At 33.1% G+C, this 16042-nt stretch carries 12 protein-coding genes and 1 pseudogene; 6 read left to right on the top strand and 7 right to left on the bottom strand.

The genetic code is table 11. The annotated features are described in order from the left end of the window. The 5 genes from V7024_RS12460 to msrB all read left to right on the top strand — a co-directional run. Positions 1-185, top strand: a 185-nt coding sequence (locus tag V7024_RS12460) for a hypothetical protein (protein WP_335520278.1), incomplete at its 5' end; no start/stop codon positions are given. Between the two features lie 91 nt (positions 186-276). Further along, entirely contained in the window at positions 277-1272 is a 996-nt protein-coding gene (locus V7024_RS12465) for a glycosyltransferase family 2 protein (protein WP_335520281.1), read from the top strand. Between the two features lie 571 nt (positions 1273-1843). Further along, positions 1844-3232, top strand: coding sequence for a hypothetical protein (locus V7024_RS12470; protein ID WP_335520284.1), 1389 nt, complete (start codon positions 1844-1846; stop codon positions 3230-3232). A gap of 323 nt (positions 3233-3555) precedes the next feature. After that, positions 3556-4590 carry an AI-2E family transporter gene (locus V7024_RS12475; RefSeq protein ID WP_335520287.1) on the top strand — a complete coding sequence of 345 codons (1035 nt, stop codon included), beginning with the start codon at positions 3556-3558 and terminating at the stop codon, positions 4588-4590. A gap of 82 nt (positions 4591-4672) precedes the next feature. Then, positions 4673-5632: a peptide-methionine (R)-S-oxide reductase MsrB gene (gene msrB / locus V7024_RS12480; RefSeq protein WP_335520290.1), complete on the top strand. Its 960-nt coding sequence runs from the start codon at positions 4673-4675 to the stop codon at positions 5630-5632. A 160-nt stretch (positions 5633-5792) separates the two neighbouring features. Here the strand turns inward: msrB and V7024_RS12485 are convergent, their stop codons facing one another. The 5 genes from V7024_RS12485 to V7024_RS12505 all read right to left on the bottom strand — a co-directional run bounded on the left by V7024_RS12485 (position 5793) and on the right by V7024_RS12505 (position 13046). Beyond that, positions 5793-7226 carry a glycosyltransferase family 39 protein gene (locus V7024_RS12485; RefSeq protein WP_335520295.1) on the bottom strand — a complete coding sequence of 478 codons (1434 nt, stop codon included), beginning with the start codon at positions 7224-7226 and terminating at the stop codon, positions 5793-5795. A 246-nt stretch (positions 7227-7472) separates the two neighbouring features. Next, the gene (locus V7024_RS12490; protein ID WP_335520298.1) at positions 7473-9032 is read right to left on the bottom strand and encodes an ABC-F family ATP-binding cassette domain-containing protein; all 1560 of its coding nucleotides are present in this window, start codon (positions 9030-9032) and stop codon (positions 7473-7475) included. Between the two features lie 850 nt (positions 9033-9882). Beyond that, positions 9883-10704, bottom strand: a complete 822-nt coding sequence (locus V7024_RS12495; RefSeq protein WP_335520301.1) for a glycosyltransferase family 2 protein — start codon at positions 10702-10704, stop codon at positions 9883-9885. Positions 10705-10770: 66 nt separating this feature from the next. Then, positions 10771-12225, bottom strand: coding sequence for an oligosaccharide flippase family protein (locus V7024_RS12500; protein ID WP_335520303.1), 1455 nt, complete (start codon positions 12223-12225; stop codon positions 10771-10773). 308 nt (positions 12226-12533) lie between these two features. Continuing rightward, complete coding sequence (locus tag V7024_RS12505; RefSeq protein ID WP_020059704.1) at positions 12534-13046, bottom strand: acyl-CoA thioesterase; 513 nt, start codon at positions 13044-13046, stop codon at positions 12534-12536. Between the two features lie 344 nt (positions 13047-13390). Between V7024_RS12505 and V7024_RS12510 the strand changes: the two genes are divergently transcribed. After that, positions 13391-14659 (top strand): ArnT family glycosyltransferase, encoded by a 1269-nt coding sequence (locus tag V7024_RS12510; RefSeq protein WP_335520306.1) that lies wholly within the window; start codon positions 13391-13393, stop codon positions 14657-14659. A 50-nt stretch (positions 14660-14709) separates the two neighbouring features. Here the strand turns inward: V7024_RS12510 and V7024_RS24430 are convergent, their stop codons facing one another. Together V7024_RS24430 and V7024_RS24435 are read right to left on the bottom strand one after the other, a co-directional pair. After that, positions 14710-15411, bottom strand: a complete 702-nt coding sequence (locus V7024_RS24430; protein ID WP_438824463.1) for a methyl-accepting chemotaxis protein — start codon at positions 15409-15411, stop codon at positions 14710-14712. A 54-nt stretch (positions 15412-15465) separates the two neighbouring features. Next, a pseudogene (locus tag V7024_RS24435) lies at positions 15466-16014 on the bottom strand (protoglobin domain-containing protein); the annotation flags it as partial. Between the last annotated feature and the right edge of the window lie 28 nt (positions 16015-16042).

The following is a 16042-nucleotide window of genomic DNA, read 5'->3' on the forward strand; positions in this document are numbered from 1 at the left end:
TTTCTAAAGAAGATAGGTGTGGGATAACTGCCCATAAAAGTCCGATTGGGCGGGCTTTCCATCAGTTGGGGATGAAGAAAACCCCCACTTACGGAAGTTTCACTTTATTGTTTGAGAGAGAAGTTAAAGCAATATCTAATAATAATTTTAATTTGAAAGTCAATGGGTTTTATTACATTTTATAACTAGATATGTTAAAATAATTGGGGCATTACTGAAGCTAGAAATTTTTAAGATATATGAAATAGAGTTTTTTGAAAATTAAGGAGTGGAAAAATGGCGCGCAATGTACCTTTATTGACGATTGTTGTTCCTTGCTATAATGAAGAAGCTACATTAGAAGAAACAACAAAAGAACTGACAAGGGTTATGGACGATTTAGTTGCAAATCACAAAATAAGTGATGAAAGTATCATTTTTTATGTAGATGATGGAAGCTCTGATAATACTTGGGACATAATTGAAGAAAAAACAGCAACAAATCCGTATGTTCAAGGATTAAAATTAAGTAGAAATTTTGGCCATCAAGGAGCATTAATCGCTGGTCTGGAATCGGCAAGAGAGTTTTCAGATTGTGTAGTTTCAATAGATGCTGATCTTCAAGATGATGTCAATGTTATCTATCAATTTATTGATAAATATCAAGAAGGTTATGAGATTGTATACGGAGTTCGAGATAAGAGAGATACTGACACTAAATTTAAAAGAAACACTGCTTTATGGTTTTACAGTTTAATGGGAAAAATGGGTGTTAAGTTAGTACCCAACCATGCAGATTATCGTTTAATGAGCAAAAGGGCATTAGATGAATTTATAAAATATCAAGAAGAAAACTTATTTATTCGTGGAATTGTTCCCCTATTAGGCTTTAAATCTACTAATGTTTATTATGACCGCAAAGAAAGATTCGCTGGTGAATCAAAGTACCCATTAAAGAAAATGATTGCCTTCGCTTTTGACGGACTTACTTCATTTAGCGTTGCACCAATAAGATTTGTTTCATATTTAGGATTTTTGATGGTACTTATCGGGATAGGAATTGCTCTTTATGCATTATTTGCAAAAGTTTTTTCATATACAACTAGTGGTTGGACTTCATTGATGTTATCCATTTGGATTGTTGGAGGAGTACAGTTGCTGGCAATTGGAATTATTGGTGAATATATAGGAAAAATCTTTAAAGAAACAAAAGGGCGTCCAAGATATACAATTGAAAAGAATAGTGTTCTTGAAAAACAAAAAGAATACGTATCAGAATTGATTAAAAAGTAAATAGAAAGTAAGGAAATCCATCCGCACTTAAGAGTATTTCGAGGTGGGTATTTGTAAAAAATGCTATTAGTCTAGTATTAGTTCTTCGTTGACTGTATAACTAAGGAGAATTCCGTAGCAAATCATTCTTACATAAGAAGTTGCAGGTTTCTACCAATATTTACGAAACGAAATAAACTCTTAGGATGGACAAACCTTTTAAATATTTACTAAGAATTATTTTAGGCAGTGTCTAATCAAAATCATCCCCATCTTACTGCTGGGTTATTGCCTAGTACGTGTCTGAAGATGGGGATGAATTTTTAGGATAGGTATTACATTGGCATGGCATTTAAAGCTAACTATCAAATGTTCTCGGCCTTAATTAAATGAATGAGAGGAAGACTTAAAAGAAATGAAAAAGTCAGTTAGGTTTAATGATCTCAGGATAAATACATTATCATTTGAAAAACTAAATATCTTTTTATTTTTTTATTCCTTTTTTATTATGTTGTTTTTTACACAGACATCTCCATTTTTTACGTTAAGTGAGTGGGTAGATTCTAATGCCTTTTTTACAGTTGGAAAAGGTATGGCTAATGGAGTAGTCCCTTACCAAGATATTTTTGAACAAAAGGGTCCTTTGTTATATGGTTTGCATGCATTAGCTTATTCGTTTTCTCATACTACTTTCGTTGGAGTATACATACTGGAAAGTCTTGCGATGTTTGCTAACGTTGTTTTAGCATTCAAGATTTCCCGCCTTTATTTGAATTGGATGCCTTCTGCACTTATATCTATTTTTTTCCCAGTATTAGTATTAAATCAAAATGCATTTCGTTTTGGGGATAGTGCTGAAGAGTTTTCAATTCCTTTCATAATGACACTTCTTTATATGATATTTAAATATTATAAGTATGGCTCTGACTCTCTATTTAAACGGGGAATTTTTCTTCTAAATGGGATTATGATTGCCTGCGTGTTTTGGATTAAATTTACCCTTGTCGGGGCTTGGATTGGATTCTACCTTGCAATTTTATTTATTTGTATAGGTGAAAAAAGATGGAAGGACTTAATGAACGCAATTGTTTTCACGTTTGCGGGGCTAGTTCTTGCAAGTATTCCATGGTTTATCTATTTTGGTATGAATCATGCAATTCAAGATTTGATAGATGTGTATTTAAAATTTAATCTTGGTACTTATTCATCACAAGTTGGTACAGTTGAAAAACTTGCCAATTTCGCCTTTACTTTTGGAGATGCATTTAATGGTAATTTCGAAAGTAAAGTGTTAATTATTGTTGGTTTAATTGATTTTATGTTTACATGGAAGTATTTTAAAGATAGAAGTCAAAAATGGATGCTATTAAGTACTGTCATTTTCTTAATAGTAGGGGTATATATTGGAGGAAGAGGCTATCCATACTACTTTCTTATTATAACTCCTTTAGGGCTATTTGGATTGATAGCAATCGCTCATTTTATTCAAAATGCTAACATCAAGTCGCAGATTACTCTTGGTAAAAGTAAATGGTTTGCCCTATCAATGATGGCAGTGGCAACAATTTTCTTTTGCTTCGGTTATAATTCAAACATGAAGTCTTCAAAGTTCTATCAGAAGGAACCTCTTGCACAAGAAAAATTTGCAGAAATTATGAATCAAGAACCGAATCCAACATTATTAAATTATGGTGAGTTAGATGGGGGATTTTATTTAGCGGCAGATATTGTACCGAATATCCGCTATTTTGAAAGACAAAACATTGATTATAATGAATATCCTGAAAATATGGATGAACAACATCGTTATATAAAAGAGAGAAAAGTTAAATTTGTTGTATTAAGAGTTGATCCAAAAATGAGCCCAAATCAGGTTACAGTTCCTTATCTTCGTGAAAATTATCGTTTAGTTGCTGAGCATACGCAATTTGTAGAAGGAGCAGAAAGAAAATACCTACTCTATAGGGATAAAAGTTTGTAAAATTTGTGGTTTACTGTGACAACTGAACAACAAAAAGATTTGCTCTACTCTTTAGTAAAGAAATTAAAGTGAAACAGAAGAAAATAGAGTATATGACTAAAAACCTCATCTATAGTTAAAGCGGATGAGGTTTTTTTCTATAGGTCACTGCGGCATGTACTGGTTTTCTTAAACCTTGTACCAAACTGCTTATATGTCGATTTTTAACGCCTCATAATAAAACTTTTTATTTAGTTTATAATAATACGTTCTGAAAGTATCATTTATATTGTAAAATGAAATTAAGATAAAAATGAATGGACAGGAGAGATCACGCTTCGATTATGCAAATAAAAAACCTGTTTCAAAGCAAAGGATTTCAGAGATTAGTCGTATTAGGATTACTTGTGCTCATCTTATATGGGATGAAAAGCATGTTTAATTTAATTTTGATTACATTTATTCTTACGTATTTAATGGATAGATTTCAAAAATTTATTTCTCGCAAGTTGGAACATTTTTTACCGATTAATAGGAAGATCATTATTGCATTTTTATATGTAGCATTGATTAGTGGAATCGTTATTACATTGTACAAATATGTACCAGTTTTACTGGTGCAAGTTACGCAACTTGTATATCAGTTCAATGTATTTGTACGAAATCCACCTGATAATGAGGTAATTAGATATCTAGTTTCTGCAATTGACCACGTGGAATTATCGAAGTATGTGAATCAAGGCGTTGATATTATTTATAATTCGCTAGCAAATGTTTGGAAAGTAAGTTTGCAAATTTTACTTTCCCTTATTTTAAGCTTATTTTTCTTACTAGAAAAGTCTAGAATTGTTATGTTTACAGCGAAGTTCAAAGAAAGTAAGCTAGCTGTTTTCTATAATGAAATTGAGTATTTTGGAAGAAAATTTGCTCGCTCATTCGGAAAAGTGATTGAGGCGCAATTTCTTATCGCGATTGTAAATTGTGTGTTATCAACTATTACACTTTGGATTTTAGGTTTCCCGCAGTTGCTTGGACTAGCTTTAATGATCTTCTTGCTTGGTCTTATTCCAGTCGCAGGTGTAATTATTTCGCTGTTTCCGCTTTGTATAATTGCTTATAATACCGGTGGTATGGTGTATATTTTATACGTTTTAATTATCGTGGCAGTCATTCATGCGATTGAAAGTTACTTCTTAAATCCAAAGTTTATGTCAGAAAAAACAAATTTACCTATATTTTATACATTTATGATTTTAATTTTCTCTGAACACTTTTTAGGTGTATGGGGATTGATTATAGGGATTCCAATTTTTATGTTTTTACTCGATGTGTTAGAAGTAATAAGTGACGAAAAAGAAGAAACAGTAAATAAGAAATAAAAAGCATCTATTTTGATGCTTTTTTATTTATAACTTATATTTTCGTATGCCATACTGTAAGAAAAGATAATGGGGTGAAGAAGTGGTTGTAAACGAAAAATATGAATTTGCAACATTTGCTGGAGGCTGTTTTTGGTGCATGGTGTCGCCATTTGAGGAAATGGATGGCGTTATAAAGATTGTATCTGGATATACAGGTGGACATAAGGAAAATCCAACATACAAAGAAGTTTGTTCAGAGACAACTGGGCATTATGAAGCGGTACAAATTACTTTTGATCCAGAGCGTATGCCGTATGAGCAATTACTTCACTTATATTGGCAACAAATTGACCCAACTGATGCTGGAGGCCAATTTCATGATCGTGGACAATCATATGAAACAGCCATTTTCTATCATAGTGAAGAGCAGCGTAAAGCCGCAGAAGTATCTAAACGTGAGCTAGAAGAAAGCGGACGTTTTTCGAAGCCGATTGTCACGAAAATTTTACCAGCTGCAACATTTTATTCTGCGGAAGAGTATCATCAAGGTTATCATGAGAAAAATTCGTTTCGCTACGCGCTATATCGCCAAGGATCAGGGCGCGATGCGTTTATCAAAAAATATTGGCCAAAGGATAATACTCATTTAAAGGAAAAGCTTACTGATATGCAATTTTATGTTACACAAGAAAATGGAACAGAACCACCTTTTCAAAATGAATATTGGGGCCATAAAGAAGAAGGTATTTATGTTGATATCATATCAGGAGAGCCTTTATTTAGTTCGTTAGATAAATTTGATAGTGGTTGTGGGTGGCCTAGTTTTACGAAACCGATGCTATCAGCAAGTATAAAAGAAAAAATGGATGTTAGTCATAATATGACGAGAACGGAAGTACGCAGTAAAGAAGCAGATTCTCATTTGGGACACGTATTTCCAGATGGACCAGGACCGAATGGTTTGCGTTATTGTATTAACTCTGCAGCATTGCGCTTTATCCCTAAAGAGGATTTAGAGAAAGAAGGATATGGGGATTTTCTCATCTTGTTTAGACGCTAAAAAGGATAACAGCCTGTTCCATTTATTTCATTTTTGGAACAGGCTGTTGTTATATTGGAACACATCCGGTACAATCAATGCTCCGAAAATCTCCAGTATCTTTTCGAATGTGAACATTTTATATGTCATTTTTCAACTTGTATTTATATAGGAATGGTAATCATATAGTTTTTTTTCTTATATATTGATGAATTACATAGATTCCATAGCTTTGAATAATGAAGAAGCTAGGAATGATAAAATATCGATACCTTGTCTGTATCTCTATTAAAAAATGAACAGATATATATCCGATAATAAGTAAGAGAAATAATGTATATTGAAGGTTTTTCGGTTTTGTGAAAAGAAGGGATAATAATCCAATCACACCAAATAACATAGTTGCCATATACACATATTTTTCATATTTCATGGATGTATCAATTAATTCTTTTTTATTTAATTGATTTAAGCTCCAGTAACCAGCGGAGTCAATATCCCCCCACATAGAGGAAAATTTATCTCCAAAGAGCGTGAATAGCTTTTCTTTATCTGCAATTCGTTCTTTAATGAGTTTTGTTTCTACTGCTTTTCGTTCTTCACCTATTTCTAGACCCAAGATTTGTTCAGCATCTGATCCTGAATATGATCCTGCTGTTTCGTGGTTAAGCCCTATGACAAATTTCCAAAGAGGGTCACGATTAGATAAAGGATATTTTGTAACTCCTGTAGCAATGAACAGAGAGCTTACAATATAATGGACAGCGTAAAAGACAACAAGAATACCAATGAGTTTCTTTGTTGTAGTGAACATTGTTTGTTTATCTTTTCCAAGAAATCCATGAAGGAATAGGTAAATGATAACTGCTAATAAAATGAGACTGCCTAGAGGGCGTATTATATCACCAAGCGCTAGTGTAATTCCGACAAAAATCCAAGTATATTTACTGTGGATCCCTTTTGTTACTAGTAAATAGAATCCTAAATAAAATAAAAATGTTGCAAGGTGTTCATTGGTTAAGACAGAACTCATCATAATGCTTGAAATATAAAAAGCATATAGTAATCCAGCTATGCGACCAGTCCACTCATTGAAAATTTTGCTTGTAATGCCATATACACATAGTGTAGTTCCTGTACAATAAAGGACATTTAACAACTTTAAAATGAATATATGGTTACCAAATAATTTGATGACGAAAGCTTGATACATCGTAAATCCTAGTTGATACACCCATGTTGTGTAGTATGGAGAACTCGAAAAACTAAAGTTGCCGTGAGCAGCTTGTACAGCACTCTCATACATTAATGCAAAGTCAGATTCAACTGGTGTTGGGATTTTTAGAATCCAAATAAATCGAGTGGCAAACGCACAAAGTGTTAATAAAATAATAAATGTAGTTTTTGAAAAGTATGTATTACAAAGATAAGTTAGTAGTATAAGCAAAATCATGGTGATAATTATAATGGGAGCACTAATAAGTGTTCGAATGAATAGAGTTTCTTTAACAGTTGAATAAGAATTCCAAATAGAAAAAGCAAAGATAAGTAAGCACAAAATTGTGAGGCACTTTGCTAACAATGAACTGAAACGATTCCATTGTATGGTTAACATGATTGGATACACCCCTTGTTGCATATAATGATTTATACAGGAATAAAGCGCACTATTTATCGCGCTTAAGAACTGGAAGTTTTACTTTATAAGAATACAATTTTTTTCAACAAGGTAAAATGTTTTTCAGAAAGAAAAAATAATAAAATATGCCCCTTGTTTAGACAAGAGGCATATTTTTATCCCGTTATTTGTGAACAGTAAGACCTTGATTGGTTCACCATCACTGCTAAGGGAAGTTTCACTTTATTGTTGAGCTGCTTTCTCTGCCCATTCTTCTACGTTCCATACTTTTGTAATCCAACCTTCATAAAAATCTGGTTCGTGACAAACAAGAACGATTGTACCTTTATATGCTTTCATAGCACGCTGTAATTCTTCTTTTGCTGTTACGTCGAGATGGTTTGTTGGCTCGTCAAATAATAGCCAGTTACTTTCTGTTGCCATTAATTTGCATAAACGAACTTTTGCTTGTTCACCACCACTTAATTGGCTCAGTGGACGAGAAATATGTTCATTTTTTAAGCCGCATTTCGCAAGCATTGCACGTACTTGATGCTGATCTAAGTGCGGGAACGCATTCCATACATTATCAATTGGCGTAATACTTTCAGCCTTAACTTCTTGTTCAAAATAAGCGGGCTCTAAGAAATCACCAAGACTAATTTTCCCGCTTAGCGGTTTAATTTTTCCAAGAATCGTTTTAAGTAATGTTGATTTTCCGACCCCGTTACATCCAACAATGGCAATTTTTTCACCGCGTTCAATTGTCATTGTTAACTTCGGTAATAGGGTGTGTGTGTAGCCGATTTCTACATCTTCTCCTTCAAAGACAAAACGACTGCTTGCACGGCATTCTTTAAAAGAAAACTCCGGTTTCATAGCAGTTTCTGGACGATCAATACGTTCCATACGATTGAGTTGTTTTTGACGGCTTTTTGCACGTCCAGTTGTTGAGTAACGCGCTTTATTTCGCGCAATAAAATCTTCTTGCTGTTTAATGAATTCTTGTTGTTTTTGATATGCTTGTAAATGTTGATTTTTGTTAATTTCTGCTAGTTCTAAGAACTTTTCATATGTTGCTGTATAACGTGACATTTTTGAAAATTCAAGATGAAAAATAACATTTACACATTTGTTCATAAACTCTGTATCATGGGAAATTAAAAGGAACGCATGAGGATATTCCTTTAAATAGTTTGTTAACCATTGAATATGTTCAACGTCTAAATAGTTCGTTGGCTCATCGAGTAATAGTACTTCAGGCTGCTCAAGTAATAGCTTCGCAAGCAATACTTTCGTACGTTGTCCACCACTTAACGCCGAAACATCACGATCTAGTCCAATTGCATCAATTCCAAGGCCGCGTGCCGCTTCTTCAATTTTAATATCTAATAAATAGAAGCCGCCTGCTTCAAGTGCATCTTGCACTCCTGCCATTTTTTCAAGTAGTTCTTCTAATTCTTCTGGCGATGCTGTTGCCATGTGTTCAGCAATTGTATTTAACTCTTTTTCTTTTTCAAATAAAGGTAAGAACGCATCCGTTAATACATCACGAATCGTTCGTCCAGGTGTTAAAATTGTGTGTTGATCTAAATATCCATAGTGTGTGCCTGGTGTCCATTCTACACGACCTTGATCATGAATCAGTTGCCCTGTAATAATATTCATAAATGTTGATTTACCAACACCATTTGCACCGACTAATCCGACATGTTCTCCTGCTAATAAACGCATTGATACATCTTTAAATAGTGTACGGTCACCAAAAGTATGACCTAGATTTTCAACTGTTAATAAGCTCATAGTGTCCTCCGCCCTGTTTGAAATATATAAATTCATTTTAATCTTTTAATATAAAAGTCGCTGCTACGCAGCATAAAAAATGACCTCATTCGCTTTCTCCCTTTGTTTTCATCCTTATGTTCAGATGCTCTTGCAAAAAGAAAGAGATTTTAGGTCGGTTTTTCAATTTATAATAGTATCTTGAATCATGATACTAAATTCTTAAATATAATGCTATCTTTTATCTTTGAATGATTGCGTATTTCTTATGGGAACTAACTGTAATTTTATGGGATTTTTTATTACAACAATGTGATTTTTATTACAACAATGTAATGTTCTTGTAAGCTAAATCGATAGTGGAGTTCTTTTATATATTATAAAATTTAGTCAGTAAGGTGGTACAAACACTGTAAAGATGAATAAACATAATGATAAAAAATACGAGAATGTGTGCTGTATACCAATATGATAAATAGTCATTAGTGTATTCGTCTTATCTTGTTTAGAGATTATAAAAAACCCCTTGTTTTTACGAAAAGACCCCTTGTATAAAGAGAAACTGTTCCCCTGGGACAGTTTCTCTTTTTTTTCTCCTGCTTATTCGAGATCAGTTGATGAAAGTTGTAATTGATCGTGCTATTTACCAGCAGTAAGCCCCCTACCTCAATATTGTGGACGGGGGGCTTACTGCTGGTATGAACTTATTTATCCCGCTATTCGTGGGCAGTAATACTCCCACCTCAAAATTCGGCGAAAGCATTGTCCGGCTCCAACGCTCTACGATTCTGAGCGAGCCGCTTCCATTTTTCTAAAGAAGTTAGGGGGGAGATAAACTGCCCGTAAAACCCCCACTGATTAAAGTTTCACTTTATTTAAAGTATCCTCTAACAATCCCTTTTAAGCGATTTGTATGGAATTTTCGTTTATCATTAGAGATGTTTTGCATTGCACGGAATAAAGCAGCGGCAATGGCACGTAAAAAGTAAGGGAATCCATAATGTAAGCGAATGACTCTTCCGAAACCGCCGGCATAGGAAATAGCTCTTTTTAATGATTGCTCATTAATAATCTCTTCTTTTACTGGATGATATACGAAAAGATCTTTCTTAAATAAACCTGTATATCCATTCTTCATACCACGAAGTACAAAGTCAGTTTCTTCACCAGCTCCGTAAATTGTTCCCGCTCCAACTCCTAAGTCTTCATCAAAAGTGCCTACATCTTGTACAAATTGTTTCGTGAAGAAGAGGGCAAAGGAAGGGCCCATGAATCCATATTTATTATTTAAAATAATATCTGTATTAGGAGCGTGTATTAAAGAGCCTGTCCCTTCTACATTTGTTGTATTGGTAGAAATAAAATGAATATTTTTATTTTGTTTAAACGTTTCTTGAATGTTTTCTAACACATTTGTTTCATAAATACAGTCGTCATCTGGAAAAGCGATAACATCACCATCAGCTACTTTTAAACCTGTGTTTCGCGCACGGGAGAGTCCTTTGATTGGTGTGTATATATAATTGATTGGGAATTTTTCTTTATAGTCATTAAATAAATTAGCGATTGGTGTATCGTTTTGGTCGACTACAATGAGTTCAAAGCCTTTATATGTTTGTTTTTCTAACGATTTTAGTAAATCTATAATATCATCACGTCTGCCGCAAGTCGCCATGATTAAAGAGAATTTCAATCGGAACAGCTCCTTTAAAGAAGTTTTATTCGCTTAAACATGCAAGATGGTGTTTTGTTACTTACATCATTTTTTCTTCAGTTTTCCTTTAATTTTATCTAAAAACGTAAACAATATCTCATCTTTTGTTATTAATAAAATTAAGGCATATACACATCCGCATGTGATGATGATAACCAAAACAGAAAGAATTTTTCCTGATATTGTTATATGGATGAGATATGATAACGGTACAAATGTAAGTGAATAGAAGAGATATTTTAGTTTCGACATATCGAATAATGTGTAATTTACTTTCAGTTTCTTTTTTATGTATATATATTCCAATACAATTAGCAAGCAGGTCGCAATAGTAGTTGTGAAAATTGCTGTTGTCGGTGTGAATACATGAAAAACGATAAGAGAGATATTTAAGATAAGGTTTACAAAACCACCAATGAATAAAAAACGTACCAAAATGCTTTCTTTCTTTTTTACGTAAATAATTTGATTCGATAAGATGGATTCGATCCCTATTGAAATCATGTATAATGCAAAAGCAACTAATGTATCACCAGCGTTAGCAAATTCATTTCCTCCATAAATAATAACAGCCACATGAGCGATAAGCATTAAGCCAATAGCAGCTGGAAATAGTGCAATAAAGTACACTTTTGAGATTTTATTTAATAGTGCTTCATACTCTTTTTCGTCTGCATTTCCTGATAAATAAGAGAGTCGTGGAACTGTAACTTGAATTACACTTAACATAAGTGTATTAATAATCGTCATAATTTGAAAAGCCATGACGTAGTAAGCAAGTTCGGATTTACCAGCATACTCGCCTAATAATAGTCGGTCTAATTGTGTATACAGGATACTTGCATTTGAAAAGATAACAACTAAAACTAACGGTTTTAAATGTGGAACAATGGTTATGTTGGAAAAATCAAACTTAACTTGACGTTTTACATATATAAAACTGATAAAATGGTTTAAAAATGTTGATAAAACTAATAAACCTGCAAATTGTTTGTAATCATTTGCACCATGAACGAAAATGAATAAAAGGACAACATAAATGAGACGAACAATAACTGTTTTTTTTGCAATGAAATCATAATTTTCATGTGCTTCATTGTACCATTCTACATAAAATAAACTCGAAATAAAGTTGAATCCAAAAATAAGGAGGACAGGAAACACATCTTTATTTCCATAGCCAATGTAACTAAAAAGTAAAAATGCAATTAAAGCAAGAATACTAGTTGTAAAGTTAATAACGTATAAACTTGTAAACAATTGTGAAGTTTTTTTCTTATCGTTTTTCACTAAGCTAATTTCACGTAAGCCATATTGATACACACCAAATGTAGCAAAAACAAAGAAGTAATTAAAAATTGTTTCGCTAAAGTTAACTGTTCCCATTGAATGCGAACCAAGCATTCGATATGCATACGGGCCTACGAGAAGCGGAAGGATAATATTAAAGGTGTTGAGCAATAATTTATAGAAAATATTTGAAACAATTGATTTTTGCATAATTTCACCTTTCACTGATAGTTCTTGAAATAAAATGCCTTTGTGAGTTTTATTGAAAGTCTAATTCGCATTTTTAATCCTAAAATTTTGACTGTCATAATCTGCACTCGTTTTCTGCCTTTGTTGTAAGTAATTTAATTATAAGTAATTACGGATATAAGTTTACCGCAGATAAACTTTGTAAAGCAACAGTAGATTCTTTTCTTACTTGCAGTCAAAGTAGCATACAATGTATGAAAATAGCCTTAGTATTTCTTCATAAATATAAAAAACTTGGCGAATACATTCGCCAAGTAGAGGGTGTAGAATTATACATTCCACGGTTTTTGAATAGTTAGTACTTCTGCCATTTCCTTACTTTTTAATCGGTTCATTTTTCGTTTTTCTGCACGTTCTCCGCCTGTGTTATATAACCAGAGCTCTTCCTCTGTTTCAGCGATCACACCTGGTACAGAGGCTGGTTTTCCATCTTTTAATGCGACGAAAGTGATGAAGCAAGTAGCAGCAATGCGGCGTTGCCCGCCTAATAAATCCTCTGCAACAATTTTTACGAATACTTCCATAGAAGATCTTCCTGTATAACAAACGAATGCTTCATAGCAAACAGAATCGGTTTGATGAATTGGTGTTAAGAAATCAACAGAATCGATAGAAGCAGTTACACAATGCTCACGGCTATGGCGCGCAGCAGCGATAGATGCGATGCTATCAATTTCTGCTAATAATTTTCCGCCAAATAATGTTTGATGGTTGTTTAAGTCATTGGGAAAAACACGTGTTGTTTTTATCGCTCTTGACTCTCTCATAAATTTCTTTTCCATATTATCTACTCCTGTTTTGTTTGTTCTAATGATATTCATCAGAACTTAATTTATTTCGTCCATCATTCATTATAAATAGTGGATGAAAGTTTCTCTGTATATAGATTGTAGTGTAAAAGAGATTTCGCTTACATTGCAAGGAGAATATATGATGTTACTAACTTTGTCATAGAAATAGGGTACCGGTATTCTCTTTATTCGTGATAAAATCGTTTTGTTACAAATATGAAGTTAAGCGTATAGATACCTATTAACAAGAGAAAAAAGAGGTGCGATAGAATAAAGTTATGGGCAAGGTACAGATAGGTTTTTCAGCTTTTTTTAACAAGGTAGTAGTTGGACTTATGTTCCTCTTTTTTGCATATTCCTTTTGGTATTCTTTTGGAGAGGTAAAAACTGTTTTTGGCGTAAACTCTTCTAGTTTAGCGATTGTATTAGGTGTTTGTATCATTTTACTTTTGCTGACTACCTCTATTTTACAATATCGATTTACGAATAAACAATTTATTATTTTTCTTATTTCGGGTACTGTGTTACTCCGGTTTCTATCCATTGTGTTAATAAAAGTTCCAATCGAAAGTGACATGAATGTGATGTATGAAGCTGCTAAGCAAGTTGCACAAGGAAATACTATTTTTAGCAGTCTAGAAGCTGTAGTTCAATCTCCTTTTATTATGTACGAGTCCTTTTTTATTCGTTTTTTTGGAGATGCAACGTTTGTCTTAAAGGTATGTAATACTTTATATTGCGGGGCTACCGCTTATTTTATTTATCAGCTTGCTTCAAAGTTGTTTCATGAAGAATGTGGCCGAATTGCAGCGATATTATACGCTTTGTATATTCCTAATATCATGCTTTGTTCTACGTTAACGAATGAACATTTGGCAACATGTTTATTTTATTTTGCCTGTTACTTACTTATACATAAAGGCTTAAGTCATTCGTATATGTGGGGAATCGCCGCAGCTTTATTTGCTTTCAGTAATATGATTCACCCATTAGGTTTATTTTTGATTACCGTTCTTGTTCTGTATCTTGTATTGGTAGAAGTTTTACAAAGTCCAGATAGAAAAGGAATGTTGATTAGACTAGTGGGTGTATGTGTTATATTTTATGGTGTTCATTATGCAGTAAGTTATGCATTGGGAACATCAGGTAACTCGCGATACACCTTTACAAACGATCGATATATTCAATCTGTCTTAGTAGGAAAAAATAAAAAAACAACAGAACAAGAGAAAAAAGAATATAATATGGATTTTATAAACAAAAAGTTGAAGGAAATAGAGAAGGATCGTTTTTATTCTGTTCAAATGAGTTTAGGAAAGCTAGAGAAACAAGAAATGAAAAACACCTTTATAAAAGGTGGATATTTTATATACATGATGATTACGATATTTGCAGCAATTTCTATGTTACATCTTCTAGTTCAAAAACAGGAAAATAGAAATTATATGCTGTTTCTACTCATTATTGCGGGCTATTTATGTACAAGGTTTATGAATATGCATATTGTATATGAGGGTGTATTAGTTCCAAGTTTATTGATATTACAAAGCTATGGGATATATGTGATAAATCAGTATTGCCAAAAACTATTTTTTAAAAAGTAAAACTCCTAAGAGCGTGGATGTGTTTCTTCCTCACTCATAGGAGTTTTGTTTTATCGATTTAATTCTGACATTAAACTATCAGCTGTTCGGGACATGTTTGTAGAAGCCTCTTCGATTGATTTTATAACATGTGTAATGAATTCAAGTTCACTTTCAATTTTTTGAGTTTGTTCTTTTGAACTAGACATATCTTTCACAATTTCTTCAAAGTAACTATCAGTTTCATTCATGCTATTTGTTCCGTCAGAGACAAGATTATTAATTTGTTCAACAGAAGATGAAACATGCGTAATTTGTTCATTTGTTTTTTCAACAAGCTTCGTTACGTTTGAAATAGACTCTTTTGTTTGCTCTGATAACTTGCGAATTTCCCCTGCTACAACTGCAAATCCTTTCCCAAATTCACCAGCACGTGCAGATTCAATTGCTGCATTTAAGGCAAGTAAGTTTGTTTGATCAGCAATCGATTTTACAATATCGATAATTTCATTAATTTTTTTTGAAATGACGAGTAGTTCCTGTGTATCTTGAATAATGGTTTGCATGCTGCCCTTTATGCTTTCCATGCGCTGATTTTGAATATGAAGCTGTTGTTTTCCTTGATTTGCTTTTTGCTCCGATTGTATGGCTAGTGATGTACCTTTTTTTGCAATGTCGATCATGTTTTCTGATTGCTCCGTTAACTGGTGAATGGAGGTGTTTGTTTTCTCTGATACAACAGCAAGCTCTTGGGCAATTTGGTTGATTGTCATTTGGGCAATTTCTTTTTCTTGTTCATGTTCTTTACGAATTGCCTCATATTCTTGTTCGTATGCCGTTAACACAAGCTCCTGCTCAAGCGTAAAGAGCTTGTTTAGTACATGTACAGCGCAAGCAAAATCTTCAATTTTTGTGAATTTCTCTTTAAAAATTTTAATGATAGAACGGAATAATTCTTGATATGCAGATGTATACCATTTTCTATGTAAACCAATTTTTACATGTCTTCGTGCAATTTGAACGCGACGTTGAATAAATTCCTCGTCAATATCACCGCTAAATAATTGTTCAATATGTTTTTTTAATGTTATTTGTAGTTTTTGAACGGAACTATATTTTTCAATGATATGTATGAGGTGTGGTTGTTTTGTAATATTTTCGTAAAATTTCTTTGTAATCCAATCCAATTGTTCATAAATAAAAGGTTGTAGCACTTTTACAACCTGTAAATCTTCTTTTGTTACGTGTAACATGTTCATTTGTACGGCTAAATCGGAATCTTTAGGTACAAGAAATGTTACGGTCTTATCTTTACTTTGTTCTTTTATACTTCTTTCTTTCGTTTGATTACTTTCCCTTTTAAAAAGCCTTAGCATAATCGATCCCCCTGTATATATGTCTTTC

The organism is Bacillus sp. JJ864 (assembly GCF_036963045.1).
In the GTDB taxonomy this organism is placed as follows: domain Bacteria; phylum Bacillota; class Bacilli; order Bacillales; family Bacillaceae_G; genus Bacillus_A; species Bacillus_A pseudomycoides_C.

Bases quoted from the DNA above. Each gene is read 5' to 3' on its own strand.
- V7024_RS12500 (WP_335520303.1), bottom strand. From the start codon at position 12,225: ATGCAAAAATCAATTGTTTCAAATATTTTCTATAAATTATTGCTCAAC.
- V7024_RS12490 (WP_335520298.1), bottom strand. From the start codon at position 9,032: ATGAGCTTATTAACAGTTGAAAATCTAGGTCATACTTTTGGTGACCGT.
- V7024_RS12465 (WP_335520281.1), top strand. From the start codon at position 277: ATGGCGCGCAATGTACCTTTATTGACGATTGTTGTTCCTTGCTATAAT.
- V7024_RS12510 (WP_335520306.1), top strand. From the start codon at position 13,391: ATGTTCCTCTTTTTTGCATATTCCTTTTGGTATTCTTTTGGAGAGGTA.
- V7024_RS12485 (WP_335520295.1), bottom strand. From the start codon at position 7,226: ATGTTAACCATACAATGGAATCGTTTCAGTTCATTGTTAGCAAAGTGC.
- V7024_RS12470 (WP_335520284.1), top strand. From the start codon at position 1,844: ATGGCTAATGGAGTAGTCCCTTACCAAGATATTTTTGAACAAAAGGGT.
- V7024_RS12475 (WP_335520287.1), top strand. From the start codon at position 3,556: ATGCAAATAAAAAACCTGTTTCAAAGCAAAGGATTTCAGAGATTAGTC.
- V7024_RS12505 (WP_020059704.1), bottom strand. From the start codon at position 13,046: ATGGAAAAGAAATTTATGAGAGAGTCAAGAGCGATAAAAACAACACGT.
- V7024_RS24430 (WP_438824463.1), bottom strand. From the start codon at position 15,411: ATGACAATCAACCAAATTGCCCAAGAGCTTGCTGTTGTATCAGAGAAA.